This window comes from Sphingobacterium sp. SGL-16 (genome assembly GCF_011043515.1).
Taxonomy (GTDB): Bacteria; Bacteroidota; Bacteroidia; order Sphingobacteriales; family Sphingobacteriaceae; genus Sphingobacterium; species Sphingobacterium litopenaei.
In genome coordinates, this window is record NZ_JAAKGQ010000011.1 from 19265 (window position 1) to 35772 (window position 16508).

Consider the following 16508-nt stretch of genomic DNA (forward strand, 5'->3'; position numbering starts at 1 on the left):
TATATCTTAATCAATCAGAATGGCTTTGCCTTTCTGATTGATTAAGTTTTTTATCACCTATACATTCTAAAAATGAATAGATTTTTACTTCTAATATCTTTAGTTTTTTCCTTTGCATGTGGCAAAACTAATAATCCTCAACCTGCGCCTGATGAAGGTAATGAACCGCCTGCTCCAACCATAGAATTACCCAAATTGGCTAGTACAACATTGCTAAGTGTAAGCACGACGAAAGCTACTCTAAAGTCTAAAGTCGAAAATACAGGTGGGGCATCTATTACAGAACGGGGTATTTGCTGGGCTATACACAATAATCCTACGGTAAATGATTCTAAAGCAAGTCCAAATAGTGTTTCGGGAAGCGGAGAATTTGAAGTAGAACTAACGGCTCTGGAAGGTGGTAAGACATATTATGCGAAATCTTTTGCTTCAAATAGTAAGGGAAGAGCATACGGTCCTGTTTTTGAATTTAAAACAGATAGTTACGAAGATGCTAAAATGGCTGTAACATCAGTATTGTTCTACAAATTAAATAGCATGGAAGCATCCTCTAAAATCGAATCAACCGGAGGTGCTAATGTGTCAGAAGCAGGGGTGTGTATTTCTCATAATCAAAATCCGACGATAAACGATACTAAAGTTATTGCATCCAAAATTGAGAATGAAAGTTTCAAAGTTGATGTTGAAAACTTGGAATTAGGTAAAAGTTATTTTATTCGTTCGTATGTCACTACAGTTAAAGGCACATTTTATGGTAGCCAAGGTAGTTTTCAAACGTATAATAAAGGAAAGATTACGGTGAACTATCACAATCAGTCTAATATTCCTGCCGATGTATTTGCACGTCTTAAAGCTATGGCAGACCATGGTGTCCGCTTACTGGAAGAACATACGAGTATTGTAAAAACAGTAACTATAGAATATAATACGGGAGTAGCGACTGCTGATGCAAGTCTTTCGGGTTGGATGAGATGGGGAAGCAATGTTTCTTATCAGAAAGCAGGAACTTTTTTACATGAATTTGCACATACAATCGGTGCAGGAACTTCTTCTTATTGGACAAATACCTTAATAAAAAATGGAATCTATACGGGTGCCAATGCAAATCTTGCGTTGAGAAAAGCGACCAATGATCCAAGTGCGCAGTTAAAAGGAGATAATCAACATTTTTGGCCCTATGGTATTAATGGAGCGCACGAAGATACAGGGCGAGATTCAGATTATGTTATTACCTGTTTGATTATAGAGGGTTTTAAGCGTGATGGAGTGCCAATTAATTAATTTGTAGATTATCATAATTATATCATTAAGTCCTTAGCCAATGGTTAAGGGCTTGTTTTTTTCCAATCTTTATCATTATACCAGCATTACGCATTGTAGAATTTTCTTAAATTTAGATATGAAATCAATGCGGAATTACAGCTTCAACAACTGCGTCAGCATATTGAAAAAATATCCCCAATAGCTGATGAGGAGTGGGATGATTTTAGTTCGGAATGGTGCTGTGTTAGATTCCCAAAGAAAACAATTATTACACTTCATGGACAGGTAGAATCGTACCTGTATTTTGTGTTAGAACGTGTACAGAGAATCTATCATGTTTCTCCAGATGGGCGTGAAGCTAATATTATTTTCTCGTATCCATTCTCATTCTCGGGCATGGTTGATTCTGCGATGACACAGACCGCTTCGTCTTATTTTTTTGAAACGCTGAGCGAGAGCTTATTTTTGCGCATTCCAGTAGCTAAATTTGTACATTTTACGAAAAGTATGCTAATGTATCTAAGTTTGTACAGCTTGCATTATCTCATAACATTAAAGGTCTATTGCATAGACTTGTGGAAATTCAAAGTCTGAAATCCGAGGACAAATTTAAATTATTTATGCAAAGAAGCCCTCACATGCTTCATATTATACCTCATCGCTATTTGGCAAACTATCTTGGTATTGACCCGACGAATTTTAGCAAACTCATCAATAAAGTTCTGATTTAACATCTTTGCTTACTTTCCTTGCCAATGTTTTCAAATCTTGGTATTCACCAAGATTTCTGAGGAGAAGCCATTCTATTTTTGCTAGTATGAAGAAGGAAAGTAAAATATTAAATTATTTAGGACATGCAACAGTTGCTTTGTCCTTATTAAGTTTGGCTTATGTAGCTTTAATGGCTTGGGTTAATCCTTATCAGGTAATGCTTTTGGTGGGAGAAAAATTATCTAACACCGATTCAATGAGCTCGATACGAGGTGTGTATGGAGGAGTGGGGCTATTTTTAGTTGGTGTTTTGGCTTGGTTTTGGAAAAATAATCCTAAAACAAGTTTGCAATTGTTGGGATTGTTTTGGTCTTTATATGCTTTATCAAGAATAGTCACATGGATGGTAGAAGGACCTTTAGGAGATTTTGGAAAACAATGGCTAATGATAGAATTTTTTTTAGGAATGTTAAGTCTATTGTTGTCGGCTGTTATAACGCAAAAAGAGCCGAAAAAGTCAAATAACTTAGCTCATCAATAAAGTATTCTTGATTACTTAATGTTGGATTTTATCGGATTGTGATTTAAAATAAAGTTCTTCTTTTTATATAGAAGAACTTTATTCTTTTCTAATAGGATTATTACAATTTATATGATAACAATTTTAAGAAATTGTCCTATTTTAAACATGAAATAGGGGTATGGTTACTTCGTAGTAAGCTTACGTACTCCTACTAACTTAAACCTTTACTAACAGTTATATTATGCGTATTTATTATTATTATTTTATTGCTTTGCTATTTGGTTTCCATACTTCGCAGGCACAACAACAATCTAAAGATTCTTATAAATTAGTTTGGTCCGAAGAATTTAACAAAGATGGAAAGGTAGATGAATCCACATGGAATTATGAAAGAGGTTTCGTGCGTAATCATGAAGATCAATGGTATCAAAAAGATAATGCTTATTGCAAAGATGGTTATTTGATTATTGAAGTTCGTAAAGAAGAAAAGCCTAATCCGACTTATGAAGAAGGAAGTGCCTCTTGGAGCAAAGCAAAAAAAATGATTAAATATACTTCTTCTTCTTTAAATACTTCAGGGAAGAAACAATGGCTGTACGGAAGATTCGAGATGCGTGCAAAAATAGCAGTGGGCTCTGGATTATGGCCTGCATTTTGGACATTGGGGGTGGATAAGGAATGGCCATCTAATGGTGAAATTGATATTATGGAATATTATCGCGGAAATATATTGGCAAATATCGCAAATGGAACTACCAAAAGATGGTCTGCAGAGTGGCATAACGGTATTAAATCTGTAGAATCTTTAGGTGGAAAAAAATGGGCGGATGAATTTCATGTATGGAGAATGGATTGGGATGAAAAAGAAATTGCTCTGTATGTAGATGATGTCTTAATGAATAAAGTTGCTATGGAAAAATTGGTGAATAAAGATGGTACGGGATTCAATCCTTTCAAGCAGCCGCATTATATCTTAGTTAATTTTGCATTAGGAGGAGATAATGGCGGAACTATTGATGAATCCTTATTGCCTGCTCAGTATTTAATCGACTATATTCGCGTGTATCAAAAGAACTAATTTATACATATCTCTACGCCTAAATTAAACCCCTTTACTAAAATTTGGTCTGTTTATTGTAAGTAAGCACCAAAGAAAGGGAATATATGAAGAGATTTATTACATATGCTTTAGCAGCAATAATTGCATTATCCGTAACATCGTGTTATACAAATGGCCGACATCCGCATGGTCATTTGCCGCCTGGTCAGGCCAAAAAGATTTATGGTGACAAGTCTGCTAAAAGACATGCTCCAGGGCAAAAGAAGAAAAAAAATAAGAAGAGCAAAAAACCAAAACATCATAAACACGATGTCTATTATGTTCCAGGATATAGGTATTAAAAACAAGAAATCCTTTCTAAAATAGAAAGGATTTCTTGTTTTTTTAGAAAACTAAAAAATTAACAATATTCATCAAAAGCTGCAATCAAATTATCTGCAATCATTTGAGCTGGACGACCTTCGATCATGTGTCTTTCGATCATATGAACTAATTTTCCATCTTTGAATAAAGCCATAGCTGGTGAAGATGGAGGGTAAGGCAACATATATTGACGTGCTTTGTCTACAGCATCTTTTTCCATACCTGCAAAAACAGTAACCAATTTGCTTGGTTTTTTACCATTTTCAACAGCGAAGCGAGCTGCAGGACGAGCGTTAGCAGCAGCACAGCCACATACGGAGTTTACCACTACAAATACAGTTCCTTCTGAAGGAATCGCTGCATCAACTTCTTCTACTGTTTTTAATTCTTGAAAGCCTGCATCAACTAACTCTTGACGCATAGGAGCTACTAAATATTCTGGATACATTATTTTTAAATTAAATAGTTAAGAACAATAATTATATCACCAATCCTATTAGATTTTTGATATGTGCAAATATACTTGGAATTAAAAGTTTATGCAAGAAGCAATCCTCAACCTAATGTCAGAATTAAAGGATAAAGATGAATTTGTTGATTTCGATCTTTTCAAATGCTTTGTGTATGGAATACAGTAATAAAAGATTCTTTCGAGTATTTAGAAAGTTCGTGATTAGAGGTGTAGAGCCTCTAAATATTTGCTAGTGTATGTAAAAGAACAAAAGGATATTGAGCTTCAATATCCTTTTTGTATTTAAGTAGATGTATATTGCTTATTTATATAATCGAATGCGTATTTGAATATTCTCTTTGGTGTCAAAAATTAAAGAATCCTGCATCGAACGTACAGAAAAACTACTAGTATTTTCTTTAATACTATTCTTTACAAGATTTATTTTATCAAGAATATCTTGAATAGGATGTGTTGTGTTAAGTTTTTTCATAAGTATGATAATAGATTGGCTATCTATATTACTATATACAAATATACCACCTAACCCCGATTATCTTAAATACCTAATTGTGTGTATTTTTTTATTATGAGTTATAATAATTTATTGAAACCACTAGCTAAATACCATTTTAACGATCGGTAATAATCATGCACTATTTCTTCATTTTCTATATTCGGAATATAGCAAGTGAGCCCACTACACTTATTAATTATATATCCATTAAACTTAGCTGTATTAGCTTTATAAATAACCGCTTGATTTATTGCTGATTTTAAAGATGCAACATGTTGATTGTTATAGTTGGTTTCAATAAAATCCAAAAAATCAAATGCAATAAGTGGGTTGCTGTAGCGGTCAAAATCCATTCGTTGTATTTCGTCCCGATTAAAATCTTCGTAAAGTGGACTTTGAGTTGTTAAAACTTGTTTTGTGATGTTAGAGATGGTTTCTAATTTGGAAGCGTCTATGACAGAAATAGTTGCAGACTGAAAGTTGCCTGAAAGTGCATTGTAATGTTCATAGTATTTTTGTGCAACCTTTGTATACGCTTGTGCTCCTTCCTCAAATAGATTGTTGACAATTTTGTCATACGGCATTCCATTGGATACCACTTCTCCGGGAGAAGCAATGAAGTATTTTGCTTTATCTTTTATTTCATAGAGTACTTCTAGACTTGCCATGGAACAGGCATCAAACATGATAAAATCAAAATGATTCGTTGGTAAGGCATTGTTTAATTCTTTAATATCCATTTCGTCTCCACCGTCATTGCCAAATGATTTTAATTTTATGGGACCAACATTTGCTGTTACCCAGCCGGTAGCATGAGACCATAGTATTAATCCGTACGATTTGGCTTCATAATTTTCCTTTACTTCTGTGATTACTTGACGAAGTATTGTAGGATCAGATGAATTGTGACTCGCATAATCTTTTATTTTTCTTTTGCCTTCCTTTTTTGAGATATGGTATAAGGCAGCATTAGTGCCTGGAAATTTCGCATAGACCAATAAATTACCGTTTACATCCCCGATATTTTCTTCAATCTGATCAATATTATTATATGCTTCGGTTGAAAGATTGTTGTTCGCTGCAATATACACGAGTATTGTTCGAAATGGTATTACTTTATCTGGAGATGAGGGATTAGGTTTACAGCCTATAAGTAATGCTATTAATATAATTTGGGAATAAAATCTGTGAAACAACTTCATGGTGATATGCTTAGTTGAGTAATGTTACAATAAAGATGAATATTGGTGTAAATATGTAATACAATTTACAAATTATTACCCATCTTATAAAACAAAATTCAATAAAAAAGGGTGGCAGATGCCACCCTTTTATTTCTAAACTAATCTTTATTTATTAGTTGTTTGGATTTACTTTGATTTTGATTTCTTTTACAACATCAGCACCAGTAGTGTTCCATTTATTAGCAACAGTTACTTTATATACTAAATAAATAGGTTGTTGTAAATTTGCTCCAGAGTTAGTCCATCTCAAATTCTGTCCAACAACTGAACCTGTAGCTCCACTTGGTGCACTTATTGTAGAGCCTGAAGCATTTTCGTAGCGCTCAAATGTTACACTAGTTAAATTGTAATTATTAAATGCTCCCGAGATTCCTGTAATTCCGTAGCTGCTAATCAAACTAGTATTTTTAGTGTTACCAGTCATACCGTTGTAGTTGTAAATAACAGTACCGTTGAAATCTGATAAGCTTACTAATCTTCTAACATCAACTTCAGAGATATTAGTACCAGAGTTTTCTTTATCAACAAACTCTTTGTAAGGAGTTTTTAATGTAATCGCATTTACTGGGTTTTTGAATTGTACAAAGAATTCTTGACTATCATATGCAACACCATTCAAATATCTATGTGCAATCACTTTAACAGGTGTTCCGTTTACTCTAGCTCTAGCAGTAGATTGGGTGTAATCTAATTTAATGTTGTCAGATCCGTCGATTGAAATACCTGCAATTGTTGGAAGAATTTCAAATCCAAATGTAACATTAGGGATTGTAGCACCACTTACAGGGCCAGAAATATTCCATGCATCCCAAAGATTTGCTTCTAAGTTCCAATTGTTAGCTGAAATTAATTTACCATTTACTATAATGTTGTTAGCACTCCAGAAAGCAGGTTCTTTTTCTAGGCTAGCAATATTATTTAATCCAACTTTTACAGTTACAGTTACATTAACAACAGGATCTGCTGAAATTGAGCTTGTATATTTACCTGTAATTGTGTAAGTGCCTGGTAATACATTGCTTGCGATATTAATTTTTCTTGCAAAACCTTGTGTGCCATTATTCATAGAAGCAACATCCCAAGTGATACCTGCATGATCTGAAGATACAGACGAGAAGCTATATACAGCATGGAAGTCTTGTGCAGTTTTACCAACATTATTGTATGCAGCATCTAAAGTTTTAGGAATAACAAATGCAATAGTTGGAGTACCAGCTGCGCTTGTCATTTTGTAATCAATATTACCTACTACATCTACAGGTGTAACTGGAGTAGACACAATGTCAACTCTAACAATACGGCTTGCGATTAAGTCCGCAGCAGCATTTCCATTTCCTGCAAATAAATCTACTTTTACGTATGCTTTATTGTTAACTGCGGCGATGTTGTAAGTATTTGGTGTAGAGATTTTTACTGATAATTTACCAGTTGCAGGATCTAATTCTAACCAATCACCTACGTCAGTATGGTTGTCAGCTGTAGGTAGCGAATAACGTAAATTGTATTGGCTTGGCGAAAATCCATTGTCATCAAACGAAACAGTTTTTTTGCTTGTTTGAGCTGCATAATAGAATGGTTTTAAAATATCATCTAATACAACAGTTTTGAAATTTGGATTATTGTCAAGGTTTGTACTTGCATTATCTTTGTAATTCAAAGTAATGTCTGCATTATTTCTGTTTTGAGCAGTAGTTTTTGAATGAGGTAATGCTAACAATGTAGCTGTATTATCATCTGTGTAAGCTCCACCTGCATAAGTCGGGTTAACGCCTGCACTTAAGGTAATTTTATTGTTACTATCTTTAGCAAATTTTTCAATTGTTACCTCGTTTTGTGCAATGATTTCTTCTTTTGCAAGAGTATATCCAGAAGTAACATATTGTTGAGATGCATTCGCTTTAGTGTTTTTAACTCTAAAGGCAACTTGTAAATTTTCACCAGTTGATAAAGCAGTAATTGGATTACTTGCAGTTTTTGGTAAAAATCTCGCAGTTACATTAGAGAAACCTTGTTCAGAGAATTGAACGAAATCAAAATTAGTATTTACCGATGAGGCATTACCTGATCTGAAAATAACGTCTTGTGATGTAACCGATACTAAACCTCCTTGCTCATAAAAAGATGGATTAACTCCGTAAGGATTTAAGTCGTAAGTAAGCTCACCCCAACCTTGTAGTTTAGTAGTTTTAGTAGCTAAATTGTTAACAATTCTAGGGAAGAAAACAACTGGAATGTTAGCATTTGTATATTTAGGTTGTAATGTTAAACTAGTGATAGCAACTTGTTCTTTTGCTAAGAATAAAGAGCTTGATACGCCTTTCGCATCAGTAAATACAACATTATATCCGCCATCTGTTTCTTCCATAGCGATATCGCCAGCGTAAGCCTGAACTGTTGTTGCTTCGCCATTAAGAGCCCAGTATTTTTTTCCATCAGTTCCACCTACGATCGTTACAACAGTGCCGTCAACGCCATCTTTACCGTCTTGTCCATTATCGCCTTTAGGTCCTTGAGCTTTAACCCCTGTATCAACAGCTGCTGCACCATTGTTGGAAATCCAGAAGTTTCCATTTTGTCCAATTGTTACAATAGGAGAACTTCCATTTGCTCCAGCTGATCCAGGTGCTCCAGGTGTTCCAGCAGGACCCTGTGGGCCAGTAGCTCCAGTATCTCCTTTAGCTCCGTTTACGATATCATACGTAGTAGATTGGCCAGTTGGCGATTTAAATACAATTCTAAAACCTCCGGTGATTGCAGTTACTGATTCAACTACATTGTTAGCGGCTAAAGATTGTAATTGTGTTTTAAGAGCAGCAATGTCATTTTTGTTTTGCTCAATGCTTTGTTCAAGTCGTGTGATGTCGTCATCATACTTCTTACAGCCTTCAAATACCACCGAGCTACTAATAGCTACAGCTAAGGCTAGTTTGGATAGATTTCTAATTTTCATATTCGCTTTTTGAGATTAGTTCGAATTATTTTAATTAATGTTTTTATTAGATGTTCTCAATTAATTTTTTGTAAAAATACAACATAATATTGCATCGGCAAATTTTTTTTTAAAATTTATTTACCGTATGTTTTTAATTCAAATATTAGTTGGTGTTTTTCCCCATCAATATCACTTATTTCTATTTCATAAGAGGTTTTAATGTCCTTTTTGTGGATGATAATGTGTTCTTTAGCGTAATTTTTGTCTTTAAATGTTATGTTTTTAAGTAATGCTAGGTTAATAATATCTTGTTTAGTAATGTCATCTGTACTATCTGATTTGATAATATTCTGAGCAGTTAATGGCTGGCTTTTCATTCCATAGATTAATATTTAACTAGTTTTCAAAGGTGTTCAATTGAATTTTAGATGTAAAACTACAATATTAAATTGTTTTATACAATTATTTTATTGTTTTTGATGTAAAATTTTAATTTATAAACTTTTGGTCTTATTTTTGTTTCCAATGAAATACAAGAATCATTATTGTATAAACACCATACCTTATAAATAAAAATGTCGAACTGGGAACGTCTTGAGAAAGTCATACAATATTTAGGATTTAACGTAAATTCATTTGCAAAGGAAATTGGTTTAAATCGTGCCGAAAGATTATATCAGATCAAAAGAGGTAACTACGCCATCAGTAAAAATTTGGCAAGTACTATAGCATCACGTTTTCCAGATATCAATGAAGCTTGGTTAATAACGGGTGAGGGCAATATGTTGAAGGATGGAGATAGTTATTGTAAAATTCCTTTATATAATATTAGTTTGGAGAATTTTAAGACAGATCTATCTCAGATGACTCCTGCTCACGAATTAGAAATTCCAATTTTATCTGGCAGTGATTTTGCGATTGTCAACGAAGGAGAGGCTATGTCTCCTGAGATAGAACATGCCAGTGTTGTATTTGTTAAAGAAGTAGATAAATCTGCAGTTATATATGGAGATATTTACCTTATCATTTCTGAACACATTAATTTAATCCGCTTTGTGCGAGGATTAGATGATAAAAGATGGAAATTAGTGGCTAAAAATTCAACAGATTATGATGATATCTATATTGATCAAAGTGCAGTAAAGGCTGTATATAAGGTCAAGGGTGTACTGTCTATGGTTACAATGTAAAATTGTAAATAAAAATATTTTATGAAAGCTCATCACAATTGATGGGCTTTTTTCATATGTCATTCTTTACTGTTAAATAGGTTAAATTTAAAATTCTTCATGCTCATAAGTGTGCTTTGGTCCATTATTATACAACAAATGTCCAATATAAAACAGCACTAATAATGAAGAAATAAAGGAATACTTAACAAATAAAAATATCAAGAATGAAGAAGCCGAGATATATAATAAAAATAGAAAGGCTTTTTTGCTGTCGTGCATTTTGAAAATAGCCACAAGAGCTAAAATATAAATAAAGCAGCAAAGGATAATAAAGTCGTGTCGACTTCCAGACCGTTGAATAAAGTAATCATTTTCTTTTTAACTAATGAATGAATAATTTTTAAGCTAAACATTCATGAGGGCAATAGATTGTGATTTGCAAAATCAAAGAGTCGGAATCGGATTTCCGTGCGGATTGGTGTTTGTAAATGCGCAAAGAATTGTGCTCATTAGAACGTAATTGCAGAGTTGAATTTTATTTGTTCTTGCAACTATTCAAAGGTAATACTCGTATATTAAGTTAATGTTAAGTTTTAACTTATTTATTTAAAAAATCTTTGCAAGCCTGTAACCCATTGTTCAGTCTTTGTTCACCTATTCCAGAAACTAATACATAATTTGCATTTAGGGCGTTAAGTTCCTTTTTCCAAATTTCTAAGAATTGCTCCCGTTGATCGGGAAAATCCCGCAAAGGATCATCTTCCCAAGGCAAATCGATATCCATTAATAGATAAAGATCATATTTTCTTGTTTTTATTTCATTAACAACTATATCAGGTGTATATTGAAATAAATGATCGCACCATATTTTTACAGTCAGGATCGTAGTGTCGCAAACCAGGAGATTACTAGCAACGCGAGCGGCAATAGCTTCTTCCAAGGCACGTTGTCCGTGAAACATATTTACTTCATCTTCTACCGTATATTGTTTATTTAGATTTTCACAATAATATCGTGCATATTCGGGTACGCAAAAGGTGTTTAATTCCTGAGCCAAAAAATTAGCCATAGTGGATTTTCCTGTGGATTCAGGTCCCACTACTGCGATTTTTATTATCCCCTGTGTTGAAGTTGACATGTCTGCAATATTACGGAAAAATTAAGAAGTAAAGATGTGTTTGATGGTAGAATAACTGGAAAAATTAGAGGAGAAAAGTTCTACTATTCAATTAAAATGCTTAATTGAACAACCTTGAAAGATACAATTTTAAACCCTAAATTACTTTATTGTACTATCCTGTTGGCACAGTTTGTACTTGCAAAAGATTCGGGTTTAGCTTTGAATATGAAACCCATTCCCAAAATATAGCCCATAGCTTCTTTTAAGGCAACATTGGATTCAAAATGTGGATTTGTATTAATGTCCGCATGTACTTCGAGATCAACTTGGTATCTGTCTAGGAGAGGACAGAGCTGATATGCGGCTTCAATGGATTTTTGGACTTCAAGTAGCATCCTTTCTTTAATGCTCATCTTGCGCGTAATTCGTTCTTTTTGGATAAACATAAATCCGCCTTTATGTTCTCTTAAAAAGACAATAACAGTAGCCATCTCTACGATGTTGCGTTTGACTTGCGAATCAGTGCCGATGTACACCTTTAGTTTGTTTCCTACTTGTCTTTCTCTAATAATAGCTTTTTCAACAGCATCGTTGATAGATGAGCGAAGGTATTCGCCATTGTATTTTTGCCATCCCATAATTTGTTAAGTTTTTTATTAAAATTAAAAGTTGAATGTTCATTGTATATTAAAGTATTATTATTTCTAATTAATGTGAATCCTTGCTTCCGTAGGCTAAATCTCCCGCGTCTCCCAATCCAGGAACAATATAAGACTTGCTGGTAAGTTCCTTGTCCATGTCGCCAATCCATAGATGTGCTTCTGGAATAAAAGCACGTACATGTTGAACGCCTTCTTCTGATGCAATCACCGAAGCAATATGTAATTCCTTAATATTGTATTGACTTAAAAGTTCCTTACAACACAATACTAAACTTCTTCCTGTGGCAAGCATTGGATCTGCTATAATGACTATCTTGTCATCAAGATCTGGTGTGTTTTCATATTTTTTGTGAATCTCAAATTCCCCACTTTTCTTCGTATGACGGAATGCAGCGATGAAACCTGAATCGGCTTGGTCGAAAACATTTAATAACCCTTGATGAAATGGAAGTCCAGCTCGGATAATGGTGACTAGCACGGGCTGCTCATCTAAAGTATACATTTCTGAGATGCCTAATGGCGTTTCGATTTCTTCTGGAGAATAGGTCAAGGTTTTGCTGATCTCGTAGGCAATGATTTCACCTAATCTTTCGAGATTTCTACGAAAACGCATTCGATCTTGTTGTATAGTGATATCGCGGAGCTCGGCGATATAGTGATTGGCTATACTATTTTTTTTTGTTAGAATCGTAATCATAGCATTCTAGTTTAGAACCAATTTAACAAAAAAAAATCAGATATGTTTACATTACGTCACAATATACGTGTAATGTTAGGAGTTGGGTTATAGAAATAGTATTTTTACGTTAGAGGCATTTTATGAGATTTGAGCTTACATCTGAATATCAACCTACGGGAGATCAACCTGCAGCTATCAAAGAATTGGTTGCGGGAGTACAACAAGGGGACACTTATCAAACATTATTGGGGGTAACGGGGTCTGGAAAGACCTTTACAGTGGCTAATGTCATCCAACAAACCCAAAAACCTACATTGATTCTTAGTCATAATAAAACGTTGGCTGCTCAACTGTATGGTGAGTTTAAACAATTCTTTCCGAATAATTCGGTGAATTATTTTGTTTCTTACTATGATTACTATCAACCTGAAGCTTTTATCGCGACGACCAACACGTATATAGAGAAGGATTTAGCTATTAATGAAGAAATAGAAAAACTCCGTTTGGCTACAACTTCCGCCTTAATGTCAGGCAGGAGAGATGTAATTGTGGTTTCTTCGGTATCGTGTATTTATGGTATGGGAAATCCAGAAGATTTTTCGCGTTCGATCTTTCGGTTCGGAGTTGGTACGACAATTTCTCGTAACGCTTTTTTACATCGATTGGTTGAAATTTTATATTCACGTACTACTGCAGATTTCAAAAGAGGTACTTTTCGCGTAAAGGGCGATACGGTGGATATTTATCCAGCTTATTTGGATAATGCCTATCGTGTGTCTTTTTTTGGTGATGAAATAGATGAATTATCTGAAATAGATCCTGTATCGGGTAAAACGATTATAAAGCACGAAACCTTATCATTATTCCCAGCCAATCTTTTTGTAACCCCAAAAGATAAATTCACAAATTCTATTTGGTCGATTCAAGAGGAATTGGTGGCGCGCAAAACACAATTGGAGGATGAAGGAAAAATGCTCGAAGCCAAACGTTTGGAAGAGCGCGTGAATTACGATTTGGAAATGATGCGAGAGTTGGGTTATTGTTCGGGTATTGAGAATTACTCCAGATTTTTCGATGGTCGTCAGCCAGGTATGCGTCCTTTCTGTTTATTAGATTATTTTCCAGATGATTATTTGCTTGTTATTGATGAGAGTCATGTGACTTTACCACAATTAAGAGCGATGTATGGTGGAGACCGATCACGTAAGATTTCCTTAGTAGAACATGGTTTTCGTTTGCCAGCTGCATTGGACAATCGTCCATTAAATTTCCCAGAATTTGAATCTTTAACAAATCAGACTATATACGTATCTGCAACACCGGGTGATTACGAATTGCAAAAGACAGAAGGTGTCTTTGTAGAGCAGGTAATTCGCCCTACAGGTTTGTTGGATCCGATTATCGAAGTGCGACCAGCCATTAATCAGGTCGATGATTTCTTGGAGGAAGTTGATAAAGCCATCAAAGATGGGGGACGTGTATTAGCAACCACGTTGACAAAACGTATGGCTGAAGAATTGACGAAATACATGTCCAGGTTGAATATCAAGGTACGATACATTCACTCCGAAGTGAAAACGCTCGAACGTGTTGAAATCTTAAGAGGATTGCGATTAGGAGAGTTTGATGTTTTAGTAGGAGTGAATTTGTTGCGTGAGGGATTAGACTTGCCAGAAGTGACTTTAGTAGCTATTTTGGATGCTGACAAAGAAGGATTTTTGCGTTCGGAACGTTCATTAATACAAACCATAGGTCGTGCTGCTCGTAACGACAAAGGCCGTGTGATCATGTATGCTGATAAAATGACCGATAGTATGCAAATTACAATTGATGAAACAAATCGTCGTCGTGAAAAGCAAATTGCATATAATCTTGAACATGGAATTATCCCACGTACTGTAGGAAAGTCGCGTGAAGAAATATTAGAACAGACTTCAGTAGCCGATTATAAGCCCGGTGAAGTCAAAGCTTATGTTGAGCCAGATGCTTCTTCAGTAGTAGCTGCAGATCCATTGATGGAATACATGGGTGAAAAAGAATTTAAAAAAGCTATCGAAACAGTGCGTAGACGTATGGAAAAAGCCGCTAAGGATATGGATTTCTTAGAAGCAGCAAAATTACGTGACGAAATGTTTGCGATGGAGGCACAATACAAAGAAAGATTTGATTAATCCAAATCTTTCTTATTTTCTTTCTTGATATAATTTAGTTTTATTAAGACTCAACGTCCAGCAGAAATTTTCTTTTGTCAAATAAAAATTCCCATTGGTAAATAATGTATCATTGCTTTGATCCAAAATAATACTGTGATCTTCCTCTGCAACAAATATCTCCGCTTTTTTCTGTAGAGAATCAATGAGTATAAATGCTGAAGTTTGATAAGAATTAGCTGCATTTAGAACATCTAATGAAATGCCGTCTTCGAAAGGACGAATGCAATCATTCTTCAATTGTGACCAAGTATATCCTGCAGAAGTAAGACAACCGTTTTTATCTTTTTCTCCTCCTATATTACTTACTGAATCTACTGTGCTAATAGTAGAAGAAGATGTGGTTCTATTGGATTGACATCCCCAAAAAAGTAATATTGTAAATAAACCTAGTAGTGTGTTAAATTTCATGTGATTCTATAGTTAATAGTGGAGATTAATAATCAAAAAATATTCCGTAGTTATAACAAACGGCTTTATAAAAATGTTTTTTGTTTTATTTGTAATAAACAATTATTAAGTTTATGCAATTTATAATTTTAGAGTTGTCTATTTGAAAAAGTGTTAATGAAGAAGGGTGTTTTAGTCATCAAATTTGGTTCCGCATCGGTAACATCGGATGGTGAAATTGATGAGCGTATTATATTAGAAATTGCAAGACAAGTATCCGCCTTACAAGCGCAGTACAATATTGTGATTGTATCATCGGGTGCAGTTGCTGCGGGTAAAAAATATATCCCCAAATACAAGGGGACCTTGGAGCAGCGTAAAGCAGCTGCGGCTATTGGTAACCCACTATTAGTGCGAAAATACTCGACCTATTTCAAACCCTTCAAAATTGCTTTGGCACAAAGCCTTTGTGAGCGCCATCATTTCTCCAACAGAGAACAATTTTTGCAGTTAAAAAGTACATACGAGACTTTATGGAAAAACAATGTTATTCCTATTGCCAATGAGAATGATGTAGTAAGTAACAAAGAACTTAAATTTTCAGATAATGATGAGTTGGCAACTTTGATAGCTGCTGGTTTTGGAGCGGATAAATTGCTATTGTGTACGTCGGTACCTGGTGTTTTGGACAATGAAGGAAATGTAATTACTGAAATTGATAATATTGATAAAAGTGTATTATCCCTTGCACGCAAGGATAAATCTGCTGTAGGTTTAGGAGGAATGACCTCTAAGCTCAATTTCGCACGACTTGCTACCCAAATGGGTATTGAAGTGGTTATCTTCAGCATGCATGGCGTGGATAATATTATCAAAGCAGTCAGTGGAAAAACTGGAACACTTTGTAGAGCACAAGGTAAAAAGGTAAGTTCTAAACAAAAGTGGATGGCAAGTGGCAGCCTAATTAAAGGCTTGGTAACAATTGATAAAGGAGCGTTAACAGCCTTGCGTTACCGTAAAAGTTTACTCGCTGTCGGCGTGGTAGATATTATTGAGCATTTTGAAATAGGAGAGGTGTTTCATATTGCGGATGAAGAAGGGACTATTCAAGCTGTTGCGAAGTCCAAAATAGACTCATTGACAATGAAAACAAGTAGTAAAGCGAAGAATGTAGAAATAGCACATGCGGACGATATCGTGCTTATATAATA

15 protein-coding genes are annotated in these 16508 nt (G+C 34.7%); 7 read left to right on the forward strand and 8 right to left on the reverse strand.

Annotation, left to right across the window (positions count from 1 at the left end):
• Window positions 1-72 precede the first annotated feature (72 nt).
• From G5B32_RS05840 to G5B32_RS05855, 4 genes are all read left to right on the forward strand, one after another.
• The gene (locus tag G5B32_RS05840) at window positions 73-1281 is read left to right on the forward strand and encodes a hypothetical protein (protein ID WP_165290617.1); all 1209 of its coding nucleotides are present in this window, start codon (window positions 73-75) and stop codon (window positions 1279-1281) included.
• A 799-nt stretch (window positions 1282-2080) separates the two neighbouring features.
• The gene (locus G5B32_RS05845; protein WP_165290618.1) at window positions 2081-2515 is read left to right on the forward strand and encodes a DUF4345 domain-containing protein; all 435 of its coding nucleotides are present in this window, start codon (window positions 2081-2083) and stop codon (window positions 2513-2515) included.
• Between the two features lie 223 nt (window positions 2516-2738).
• Window positions 2739-3575 carry a family 16 glycosylhydrolase gene (locus G5B32_RS05850; protein ID WP_165290619.1) on the forward strand — a complete coding sequence of 279 codons (837 nt, stop codon included), beginning with the start codon at window positions 2739-2741 and terminating at the stop codon, window positions 3573-3575.
• 86 nt (window positions 3576-3661) lie between these two features.
• Window positions 3662-3898 carry a quinol oxidase subunit 4 gene (locus G5B32_RS05855; protein WP_206366800.1) on the forward strand — a complete coding sequence of 79 codons (237 nt, stop codon included), beginning with the start codon at window positions 3662-3664 and terminating at the stop codon, window positions 3896-3898.
• Between the two features lie 59 nt (window positions 3899-3957).
• On the opposite strand, the gene G5B32_RS05860 is transcribed toward G5B32_RS05855, so the two are convergent.
• The 4 genes from G5B32_RS05860 to G5B32_RS05875 all read right to left on the reverse strand — a co-directional run bounded on the left by G5B32_RS05860 (window position 3958) and on the right by G5B32_RS05875 (window position 9441).
• Window positions 3958-4368 (reverse strand): BrxA/BrxB family bacilliredoxin, encoded by a 411-nt coding sequence (locus G5B32_RS05860; protein WP_165290620.1) that lies wholly within the window; start codon window positions 4366-4368, stop codon window positions 3958-3960.
• Between the two features lie 597 nt (window positions 4369-4965).
• Window positions 4966-6090, reverse strand: coding sequence for a clostripain-related cysteine peptidase (locus G5B32_RS05865; RefSeq protein ID WP_165290621.1), 1125 nt, complete (start codon window positions 6088-6090; stop codon window positions 4966-4968).
• A gap of 154 nt (window positions 6091-6244) precedes the next feature.
• The gene (locus tag G5B32_RS05870) at window positions 6245-9082 is read right to left on the reverse strand and encodes a collagen-like protein (RefSeq protein ID WP_165290622.1); all 2838 of its coding nucleotides are present in this window, start codon (window positions 9080-9082) and stop codon (window positions 6245-6247) included.
• Between the two features lie 116 nt (window positions 9083-9198).
• Window positions 9199-9441: a hypothetical protein gene (locus G5B32_RS05875; protein WP_165290623.1), complete on the reverse strand. Its 243-nt coding sequence runs from the start codon at window positions 9439-9441 to the stop codon at window positions 9199-9201.
• 198 nt (window positions 9442-9639) lie between these two features.
• Here G5B32_RS05875 and G5B32_RS05880 point away from each other — a divergent pair, with 198 nt between their 5' ends.
• Entirely contained in the window at window positions 9640-10254 is a 615-nt protein-coding gene (locus G5B32_RS05880; protein ID WP_165290624.1) for a helix-turn-helix transcriptional regulator, read from the forward strand.
• Window positions 10255-10834: 580 nt separating this feature from the next.
• Here G5B32_RS05880 and G5B32_RS05885 read toward each other — a convergent pair.
• From G5B32_RS05885 to upp, 3 genes are all read right to left on the reverse strand, one after another.
• Window positions 10835-11374: an AAA family ATPase gene (locus G5B32_RS05885; RefSeq protein ID WP_165290625.1), complete on the reverse strand. Its 540-nt coding sequence runs from the start codon at window positions 11372-11374 to the stop codon at window positions 10835-10837.
• 146 nt (window positions 11375-11520) lie between these two features.
• Window positions 11521-11994, reverse strand: a complete 474-nt coding sequence (locus tag G5B32_RS05890) for a ribonuclease H-like YkuK family protein (protein WP_165290626.1) — start codon at window positions 11992-11994, stop codon at window positions 11521-11523.
• Between the two features lie 70 nt (window positions 11995-12064).
• Window positions 12065-12715 carry a uracil phosphoribosyltransferase gene (upp, locus tag G5B32_RS05895; RefSeq protein ID WP_165290627.1) on the reverse strand — a complete coding sequence of 217 codons (651 nt, stop codon included), beginning with the start codon at window positions 12713-12715 and terminating at the stop codon, window positions 12065-12067.
• A gap of 122 nt (window positions 12716-12837) precedes the next feature.
• Between upp and uvrB the strand changes: the two genes are divergently transcribed.
• Window positions 12838-14868, forward strand: a complete 2031-nt coding sequence (gene uvrB, locus G5B32_RS05900) for an excinuclease ABC subunit UvrB (RefSeq protein WP_165290628.1) — start codon at window positions 12838-12840, stop codon at window positions 14866-14868.
• Window positions 14869-14880: 12 nt separating this feature from the next.
• Here uvrB and G5B32_RS05905 read toward each other — a convergent pair whose 3' ends face one another.
• On the reverse strand, window positions 14881-15318 hold the full coding sequence (locus tag G5B32_RS05905; protein ID WP_165290629.1) for a hypothetical protein: 438 nt from the start codon (window positions 15316-15318) through the stop codon (window positions 14881-14883).
• A gap of 156 nt (window positions 15319-15474) precedes the next feature.
• Between G5B32_RS05905 and proB the strand changes: the two genes are divergently transcribed.
• Complete coding sequence (gene proB, locus G5B32_RS05910; RefSeq protein WP_165290630.1) at window positions 15475-16506, forward strand: glutamate 5-kinase; 1032 nt, start codon at window positions 15475-15477, stop codon at window positions 16504-16506.
• Window positions 16507-16508 lie beyond the last annotated feature (2 nt).

Bases quoted from the DNA above. Each gene is read 5' to 3' on its own strand.
- G5B32_RS05840 (WP_165290617.1), top strand. From the start codon at position 73: ATGAATAGATTTTTACTTCTAATATCTTTAGTTTTTTCCTTTGCATGT.
- G5B32_RS05845 (WP_165290618.1), top strand. From the start codon at position 2,081: ATGAAGAAGGAAAGTAAAATATTAAATTATTTAGGACATGCAACAGTT.
- G5B32_RS05850 (WP_165290619.1), top strand. From the start codon at position 2,739: ATGCGTATTTATTATTATTATTTTATTGCTTTGCTATTTGGTTTCCAT.
- G5B32_RS05855 (WP_206366800.1), top strand. From the start codon at position 3,662: ATGAAGAGATTTATTACATATGCTTTAGCAGCAATAATTGCATTATCC.
- G5B32_RS05860 (WP_165290620.1), bottom strand. From the start codon at position 4,368: ATGTATCCAGAATATTTAGTAGCTCCTATGCGTCAAGAGTTAGTTGAT.
- G5B32_RS05865 (WP_165290621.1), bottom strand. From the start codon at position 6,090: ATGAAGTTGTTTCACAGATTTTATTCCCAAATTATATTAATAGCATTA.
- G5B32_RS05870 (WP_165290622.1), bottom strand. From the start codon at position 9,082: ATGAAAATTAGAAATCTATCCAAACTAGCCTTAGCTGTAGCTATTAGT.
- G5B32_RS05875 (WP_165290623.1), bottom strand. From the start codon at position 9,441: ATGAAAAGCCAGCCATTAACTGCTCAGAATATTATCAAATCAGATAGT.
- G5B32_RS05880 (WP_165290624.1), top strand. From the start codon at position 9,640: ATGTCGAACTGGGAACGTCTTGAGAAAGTCATACAATATTTAGGATTT.
- G5B32_RS05885 (WP_165290625.1), bottom strand. From the start codon at position 11,374: ATGTCAACTTCAACACAGGGGATAATAAAAATCGCAGTAGTGGGACCT.
- G5B32_RS05890 (WP_165290626.1), bottom strand. From the start codon at position 11,994: ATGGGATGGCAAAAATACAATGGCGAATACCTTCGCTCATCTATCAAC.
- upp (WP_165290627.1), bottom strand. From the start codon at position 12,715: ATGATTACGATTCTAACAAAAAAAAATAGTATAGCCAATCACTATATC.
- uvrB (WP_165290628.1), top strand. From the start codon at position 12,838: ATGAGATTTGAGCTTACATCTGAATATCAACCTACGGGAGATCAACCT.
- G5B32_RS05905 (WP_165290629.1), bottom strand. From the start codon at position 15,318: ATGAAATTTAACACACTACTAGGTTTATTTACAATATTACTTTTTTGG.
- proB (WP_165290630.1), top strand. From the start codon at position 15,475: ATGAAGAAGGGTGTTTTAGTCATCAAATTTGGTTCCGCATCGGTAACA.